We start from the raw sequence: 1,435 nt of genomic DNA on the forward strand, positions 1-1,435 counted from the left end.
GCAATACTGTTCACTTAAGCGGAGCAGTACTGCGTTTTATCGGATAGTGGGTTTTTGATATCTTGACCGCCCTCGGCCTTGATGGTCGGGGGCGTTTTGTTATAAACACCGCTTCCAGATTTCCCCGCAGGTGCTCCAGCCGTTTCGGGATTGTCCCCGGCGATACCGTATTCCCCAGTACTATCATTTCCGTTGCGATAAACTGGAACGCGAACTTAAAGCTTATTTCTGACGGCGCCCTTTTGTGTTTCTCTGCTGCTTTTGTCGCTTCACGCCGTATCAGGTTATAGGCCAGCAACATACCCCAGACCTCCTGTTCCAGCAGTTCAACCTTACGGCTTCTCAGTACCAGGGCATTATTCAGCAGGCTGCTTTTCAGGTTTCTGAACCCGACTTCGATTTCCCATCGTGAGTGGTAAAGCTCCGCCACCTCTTTTGCTTTGTAGCGGTCTGCCGGGAGCGATGTCAGCACCGTTTTCTCCACACCGTTCACCTCATAAGTCACCGCCCGGGCATACCAGAACTCTGGCAGTGAAGGGTTCTTTTTCCGTGCCTGTTGCGACACTTTCAGTTTCAACAGCCTGTCACCTGCGCCATAGCTGGTTTCCGTTTCTGCAGCCATATCCTTGCGGGCGGGCAGCAGCCAGTGGCGGTTACTCCCCTGCCGATTCAGCGTCAGCAGCAGGTCTGCGCTGTAGAACAGCTTGTCAAACAACGTAATGGAGTTATCCGGCAGGGCGGCGAGCATTGAGTGGGCCAGCAGTGTTTCGCTGCGCCGGTAAGGCGCGGTCGCGGCATCCAGCAGCACATGACTGCCCAGGTTCATTAACGCCACCAGGCGCATAACCGGGTATGCACTCTGCCGCTCAGTGGAGGTGTTGGCAGAGCCATAATGTTCACGCAGCTCAGGTTCATCAGGTGTCCTGAACTGCGCGCCATCAATGGCAAAAAGCTGCAGTCCGTGCCAGTCATCCTTCAGGTAACGTTCCGTTCCCCATGTCTTTGCGGTCTGGCGGAAGAGCCATTCCACCGGAGCGGCCCCCACGCGCTGACGCGCCTGGGTGACCGCGCTGCGAGCCAGCAGGTTCATTCCCGCTTCGCCATCCGCGCTCAGGTTCAGACGACGAACCACATCGGTAATCGGTTCATTGCGGAAGAAGGCCATAGCCACCACCATCCAGATAACCATGTCGCCCGGTAAACGACGGCGGCGCACGGTCGCATGTGCGGAAAGCGTCAGGCAGTGCTGTATCCACTCAACGGGGAGATGCTCTGCAAAAAGCTGTGCAGAGGGCGGTGGCATAAGCGGATGGTCACTGAAATCGAGCAGGTCATTGAGAAGTGGCATAAGAAAACGGCTCCCTGTAGTGGAAGCCGTTATAGTGCCGCAGTTTAAGGATCGGTCAACCGATCCTTAACTGATCGGTATTGCGCC

1 protein-coding gene is annotated in these 1,435 nt (G+C 55.8%); it reads right to left on the reverse strand.

The window, feature by feature from the left end:
* Positions 1 to 10 precede the first annotated feature (10 nt).
* On the reverse strand, positions 11 to 1,348 hold the full coding sequence (locus FHD02_RS23935) for an IS4 family transposase (RefSeq protein WP_137361777.1): 1,338 nt from the start codon (positions 1,346 to 1,348) through the stop codon (positions 11 to 13).
* Between the last annotated feature and the right edge of the window lie 87 nt (positions 1,349 to 1,435).

The sequence above is a fragment of the Citrobacter sp. EC_71 genome (assembly GCF_019584005.1).
Classification (GTDB): domain Bacteria; phylum Pseudomonadota; class Gammaproteobacteria; order Enterobacterales; family Enterobacteriaceae; genus Citrobacter; species Citrobacter werkmanii.